The 6700-nt window shown below is 66.2% G+C and carries 5 protein-coding genes; all 5 read left to right on the forward strand.

The window, feature by feature from the left end; genetic code table 11:
- Positions 1 to 177: 177 nt before the first annotated feature.
- Complete coding sequence (gene typA / locus IE295_RS29945; protein ID WP_190066903.1) at positions 178 to 2082, forward strand: translational GTPase TypA; 1905 nt, start codon at positions 178 to 180, stop codon at positions 2080 to 2082.
- Positions 2083 to 2486: 404 nt separating this feature from the next.
- Positions 2487 to 4118, forward strand: a complete 1632-nt coding sequence (locus IE295_RS29950; RefSeq protein WP_190066904.1) for a peptide ABC transporter substrate-binding protein — start codon at positions 2487 to 2489, stop codon at positions 4116 to 4118.
- Positions 4119 to 4215: 97 nt separating this feature from the next.
- A complete protein-coding gene (locus IE295_RS29955) occupies positions 4216 to 5142 on the forward strand; it encodes an ABC transporter permease (RefSeq protein WP_190066905.1) in 927 nt (308 codons plus the stop codon).
- The gene (locus IE295_RS29960) at positions 5135 to 6118 is read left to right on the forward strand and encodes an ABC transporter permease (protein WP_190066906.1); all 984 of its coding nucleotides are present in this window, start codon (positions 5135 to 5137) and stop codon (positions 6116 to 6118) included. The genes IE295_RS29955 and IE295_RS29960 overlap by 8 nt, the downstream gene beginning before the upstream one ends.
- Before the next feature lie 11 nt (positions 6119 to 6129).
- Positions 6130 to 6700: ABC transporter ATP-binding protein (locus tag IE295_RS29965; protein ID WP_190066907.1), on the forward strand; the 571-nt coding region annotated here is incomplete at its 3' end.

Below are 6700 nucleotides of genomic sequence, written 5' to 3' on the forward strand. Positions count from 1 at the left end.
AGCCCCTGATCATTGAGGGTATAACCGCAGGTCACAGGGGGTGCATACGGCCCTGGGCGGCCGAATGCGGCCGCGCCCCGTACCATGGAAGAGGCCGCGGCGTGATTCTGCCCGGCAGGGCGCGCGTGCCGGACCGTACGCGCCGCCATCCACGATTCCGGGAGAAGCGCCGCAAGTATGCCCACGCGCCACGACATTCGTAACGTCGCCATCGTCGCCCACGTCGACCACGGCAAGACGACCATCGTCGACGCCATGCTCAAGCAGGCCGGCGCCTTCGCCGCCCACCAGCTCGACTCCGTCGACGACCGGGTCATGGACTCGAACGACCTGGAGCGTGAGAAGGGCATCACGATCCTCGCCAAGAACACGGCGGTGAAGTACCACCCCAAGGACGGCGGGGACCCGATCACGATCAACATCATCGACACCCCCGGCCACGCCGACTTCGGTGGCGAGGTCGAGCGCGGTCTGTCGATGGTGGACGCGGTCGTGCTGCTGGTGGACGCCTCCGAGGGTCCGCTGCCCCAGACCCGTTTCGTGCTGCGCAAGGCGCTCGCCAAGCGGATGCCGGTCATCCTGTGCATCAACAAGACGGACCGCCCGGACTCCCGCATCGACGAGGTCGTCAACGAGACGTACGACCTCTTCCTGGACCTGGACGCGGACGAGGACCAGATCGAGTTCCCGATCGTCTACGCCTGCGGCCGTGACGGCGTCGCCTCGCTGACCAAGCCGGAGGACGGCACCGTCCCCGCGGACAGCACCAACCTGGAGCCGTTCTTCTCCACCATCCTGGAGCACGTCCCGGCCCCGACGTTCGAGGAGGACGCGCCGCTCCAGGCCCACGTCACCAACCTCGACGCCGACAACTTCCTCGGCCGCATCGCGCTGCTCCGCGTCGAGCAGGGCGAGCTGCGCAAGGGCCAGACGGTCGCGTGGATCAAGCGTGACGGCACCGTCTCCAACGTCCGCATCACCGAGCTGATGATGACCGAGGCGCTCACCCGCAAGCCCGCCGAGGTGGCCGGCCCCGGTGACATCTGCGCGGTCGCCGGTATCCCCGACATCATGATCGGCGAGACCCTGGCCGACCCGGAGAACCCGGTCGCGCTGCCCCTGATCACGGTCGACGAGCCCGCGATCTCCATGACCATCGGCACCAACACCTCGCCGCTGGTCGGCCGCGGCGGCACGGGCAAGGGCGCGGACGCCAAGTCCGCGGTCAAGGACCGCAAGGTCACCGCCCGCCAGGTCAAGGACCGCCTGGACCGCGAGCTCATCGGTAACGTCTCGCTCCGCGTCCTGGACACCGAGCGCCCCGACGCCTGGGAGGTCCAGGGCCGTGGCGAGCTGGCGCTGGCCATCCTGGTCGAGCAGATGCGCCGCGAGGGCTTCGAGATGACCATCGGCAAGCCCCAGGTCGTCACCAAGGAGGTCGACGGCAAGGTCCACGAGCCGGTCGAGCGCCTCACGGTCGACGTCCCCGAGGAGCACATGGGCGCGGTCACGCAGCTCATGGGCACCCGCAAGGGCCGCATGGACAACATGTCCAACCACGGCTCCGGCTGGGTCCGCATGGAGTTCGTCGTCCCGTCCCGCGGTCTGATCGGCTTCCGCACGGAGTTCCTGACGAACACCCGCGGCACCGGCATCGCCCACTCCATCCACGAGGGCCACGAGCCGTGGTTCGGTGAGCTGAAGACCCGCAACAACGGTTCGCTGGTCGCCGACCGCGCCGGTGCCGTCACCGCCTTCGCGATGACGAACCTCCAGGAGCGCGGCGTGCTGTTCACCGACCCGGGCACCGAGGTGTACGAGGGCATGATCGTCGGCGAGAACTCCCGCGCCGACGACATGGACGTCAACATCACCAAGGAGAAGAAGCTCACCAACATGCGCTCCTCCTCCGCCGACTCCTTCGAGGCGATCGTCCCGCCGCGCAAGCTGTCGCTGGAGCAGTCCCTGGAGTTCTGCCGCGACGACGAGTGCGTCGAGGTGACCCCGGAGGCGGTCCGCATCCGCAAGGTCGTCCTGGACCAGAAGGAGCGCGGCCGCACGGCTTCGCGCGCCAAGCGCTGACCTGTTCCGGCCAAGCGCTAAGTCTTTCCGGCGAAGGCCCGGCACCCCGCAGCACGCGGGGTGCCGGGCCTTCGGCGTTCCCGTGTCCGGATAACGCGCTCAGTGCACCGGATGTCGTGTTAACAGTCCGTTTCGTGGGTGTCTGTCTGCGCTGCGTTTGTCCGGATTTCGAACCTCACGAGGTGATCGATGTGACCAAAGCGAGACCCTATAAGTGTGGTTTAAAGGGCGGTCGTACCCAATAGTTGGGTTCACTGAGCTCGGGTCAATGGGTCACGCGCTGTGGGGAGCGCCGACTCACGAGCACACTCGAGGTGCCGGTTCCGTCTCCGCTGTCAGGGGTGTCAGCGTGGGGCCGGCGCCTCATCTTGTAGTGATAGTGGACTCATGAGGAGGGCATTCCCATGCGCGGTGCCAAGAGCGCTACCTGGGTCGCGGGAGCCATTGCCGTTGCGTTGACAGCTACGGCCTGTGGTGGCGGTGGAAGTGACAGCGGGGACGACAACGCTGCTGTCAACCCCGACGGCACCTACACGTACTACAACGTCGAGCCGCAGAACCCGATCATCCCGAGCAACACCAATGAGGTCGGCGGCGGTTACATCGTCAAGAACCTCTTCCGCAGCCTGGTGGGCTTCGACGAGAAGTCCAAGCTGCGCATGGAGGCGGCCCAGAGCATCGAGACGTCGGACAACCAGCACTTCACCGTCAAGCTGAAGCCGGGCTGGAAGTTCCACAACGGCGAGCCGCAGACCGCCGCGTCCTTCGTCGACGCGTGGAACTGGGCGTCCAACGGCAAGAACGCCCAGCTGAACGCCTCCTGGTTCGAGCCGATCAAGGGCTACGCGGACGTCCACCCGGAGAAGGGCGACCCGAAGGCCGACAAGCTGGAGGGCCTGAAGGTCGTCAACGACCTCGAGTTCACCATCGAGCTGACGAAGCCTGTCTCCACCTTCAAGGAGCAGCTCTTCTACGACGCCTTCTCCCCGCTGCCCAAGGCGTTCTACAAGGACACCAAGGCGTTCGGCGAGCACCCGATCGGCAACGGCCCGTACCAGATGGACGGGGACTGGCAGCACAAGGTCGAGTTCAAGACCAAGAAGTTCGCCGACTACAAGGGTGACGACAAGCCGAAGAACGGCGGCGTCATCTTCAAGTTCTACAACAAGGACGACGCGGCCTACAACGACCTCGTCTCCGACAAGCTCGACATCATGTACCAGGTGCCCAACTCCATGGCGGGCCAGTTCAAGAACGACCTGGGCAAGCGCGCCATCAGCCAGATGTTCGGTGGCAACACCAACATCTCCTTCCCGCTGTACGAGGGCGACTGGGGCAAGCCGGAGAAGGTCAAGGTCCGTCAGGGCCTGTCCATGGCGATCGACCGCGAGACCATCGCCAAGACCGCGCTCAAGGGCAGCAAGGACGCGGCCGACGGCATCACCCCGAAGGTCGTCGAGGGCTACCAGGCCAACTCCTGTGGTGAGTTCTGCAAGTTCAACCCCACCAAGGCCAAGGAGTTCATCAAGGAGGGTGGCGGCGTTCCGGGCAACAAGATCACCCTCACCTACAACGCCGATGGCGCCAACAAGGAGTGGGCGGACGCGGTCTGCAACGACATCCGTCAGAACGGCGGCGTCGAGTGCGTGACCGACCCGAAGCCGACCTTCCAGCAGGCCCGCACGGACATCACCGAGCGCCACATGAAGAGCGCCTTCCGCATGGCCTGGGTGCAGGACTTCCCGAACATCCAGAACTTCATCTCCGCGCAGTACCGGACCAAGGCCGGTGCCAATGACATGGAGTTCAGCAACAAGGATGTCGACGAGCTGATGGACAAGGCCGACGCGGCCAAGACCATCGAGGAGTCGAACAAGCTCTACGCCGAGGCCGAGAAGAAGATCCTGCAGGAGAGCATGCCCTCCATCCCGCTGTTCTTCGACCACACGCTCGCCGGCTACTCCAAGAAGGTGCAGAACGTGAAGTTCGACTCCTTCCGCCAGGCGATCTGGACCGACGTCGAGGTCAAGAAGTAACCGGGACACGCTTGCAGTGACGTAAGGCCCGGCGGCCGCCCTCCTCCCACAGGAACACGGGGGCGGCTGCCGGGCCCCGTCGGCGACAGGAGGAACCATGGGGCGCTTTGTCGCGAGGCGACTGCTCCAGATGATCCCGGTCTTCATCGGGACCACTTTGCTCATTTTCTTGATGGTGTATTCGCTGCCGGGCGACCCCGTCAAATCGCTCTTCGGCCCCAAGGCGGCCGACCCGGCGACAGTCGAGAGACTGCGCCACCAGTACGGCCTCGACAAGCCGTTGCTCGAGCAGTACTGGAACTACCTCTCCGGCCTCTTCAAGGGTGACTTCGGGCAGAGCTTCACCGGCCGCCCGGTCGCCGACCTGATGGCCGAGGCCTTCCCGGTGACCATCCGGCTGGCCCTGCTCGCCTTCGCCTTCGAGGTCGTCGTGGGCGTCGCCCTCGGTGTCCTCACCGGCCTGAAGCGCGGCAAGTTCCTCGACCAGATCGTGCTCGTGCTCACCCTGGTCGTGATCTCGATCCCGGTCTTCGTCATCGGCTACGTCACGCAGTTCCTGCTGGGTCTGAAGTGGAAGGTCATCACACCGACCGTCCAGGACTCCATGAACCTCGGGCAGTTGATGATCCCGGCCATCGTGCTCGCCGCGCTCTCGCTGGCGTACGTCACCCGGCTCACGCGCACCACGGTGGGGGAGAACCTCCGCGCCGACTACATGCGCACCGCCGTGGCCAAGGGCCTGCCGCGCAAGCGGGTCATCGGGGTGCACCTGATGCGCAACTCCCTCATTCCTGTCGTCACGTTCCTCGGCACCGACCTCGGCATGCTGATGGGCGGCGCCATCGTCACCGAGGGCATCTTCAACATCCAGGGCGTGGGCAACACGCTCTTCCGGTCCATCCAGACCAGTGAAGGCCCCACCGTGGTGGGCATCGTGACCGTGCTCGTTCTCGTCTACCTCGTGAGCAGCCTGGTCGTCGATCTGCTGTACGCCGTCCTGGACCCGAGGATCCGTTATGCCTGAGAACAAGCCCCAGCAGGTGGCCTCCGCCAGTGTGAGCGTGGACGCCTCGCTCACCGATGTCGCTGCTGTCGCCGAACTCGCCTCGTTGGCGGACAAGAAGGAAAGCGGCAGCAAGCCCCGCTCCCTCGGTCAGGACGCGTGGCGCGAGCTGCGCGGCAGCTGGCTGTTCTGGGCGTCCGGCGTGCTGCTGATCCTCTTCGTCGTCATGGCGGCGTTCCCGACGCTGTTCACCGACGTCGACCCGCGCCAGGCGGACCTTCGCGGCCACTACCTGGCCCCGCCGAACTGGTCCCACTTCTTCCAGGGCGACTGGTTCGGTTACAACGGCCAGGGCCAGAGCGTCTACGCCCGTACGGTCCACGGCGCCCGCGCCTCGATCATCGTCGGCGTCTGCGTGACGATCGCGGTCACCGTCTTCGGTGGTCTGGTGGGCATGCTCGCCGGCTACTTCGGCGGCTGGGTCGACGGCGTCCTCTCGCGCGTCACCGACATCTTCTTCGGCATCCCGCTGCTGCTCGGTGGTCTGACGCTGCTTCAGGCGTTCACCCACCGCACGGTGTGGACCGTGACGCTCGGCCTCGCCACCTTCGGCTGGATGCAGATCGCCCGCGTCATGCGCGGTGCGGTCATCACGCAGAAGCAGGCGGACTTCGTGACGGCGGCCCGCGCCCTGGGCGCCGGCACCGGCCGGATCCTCTTCCGGCACATCCTGCCGAACGTCCTCGGTCCGGTGATCGTCGTCGCCACCATCGCGCTCGGCGGCTACATCTCCACCGAGGCCACCCTGTCGTACCTGGGCATCGGCCTCCAGGACCCCGTGGTCTCCTGGGGTGTGGACATCTCCGCCGCCCAGAGCCAGCTGCGTGACGCCCCGCACGTCCTGCTCGTCCCGGCCACGTTCCTGAGCCTCACCGTGCTCGCGTTCATCCTGCTCGGCGACGCGGTGCGCGACGCCCTCGACCCCAAGCTGCGCTGAGGGAGGCGTACGTGACCACCATGGAGAAGACCGCGAACGTCCCCGAGCCGAGGGCCGGCGACGACACTGCACCCCTGCTGGAAGTCCGCGACCTGCACGTGGAGTTCCACACCCGCGACGGCGTGGCCAAGGCCGTCAACGGCGTCAACTACTCCGTCAGCTCCGGCGAGACCCTCGCCGTGCTGGGCGAGTCCGGTTCCGGCAAGTCCGTGACCGCGCAGGCCATCATGGGCATCCTCGACATGCCGCCGGGGAAGATCCCGCAGGGCGAGATCCTCTTCCGCGGCCAGGACATGCTCAAGATGTCCGGCGAGGAGCGCCGGAAGATCCGTGGCAGCAAGATCGCCATGATCTTCCAGGACGCGCTGTCCTCGCTGAACCCGGTGCTCAGCGTCGGCTACCAGCTCGGCGAGATGTACCGCGTGCACCAGGGCCTCTCCAAGAAGGAGGCCAAGGCCAAGGCCATCGACCTGATGGACCGGGTGCGCATCCCGGCGGCCAAGGAGCGCGTCAACGACTATCCGCACCAGTTCTCGGGCGGCATGCGGCAGCGCATCATGATCGCGATGGCGCTGGCGCTGG

The sequence above is a fragment of the Streptomyces griseocarneus genome, from assembly GCF_014655595.1.
In the GTDB taxonomy this organism is placed as follows: Bacteria; Actinomycetota; Actinomycetes; order Streptomycetales; family Streptomycetaceae; genus Streptomyces; species Streptomyces griseocarneus.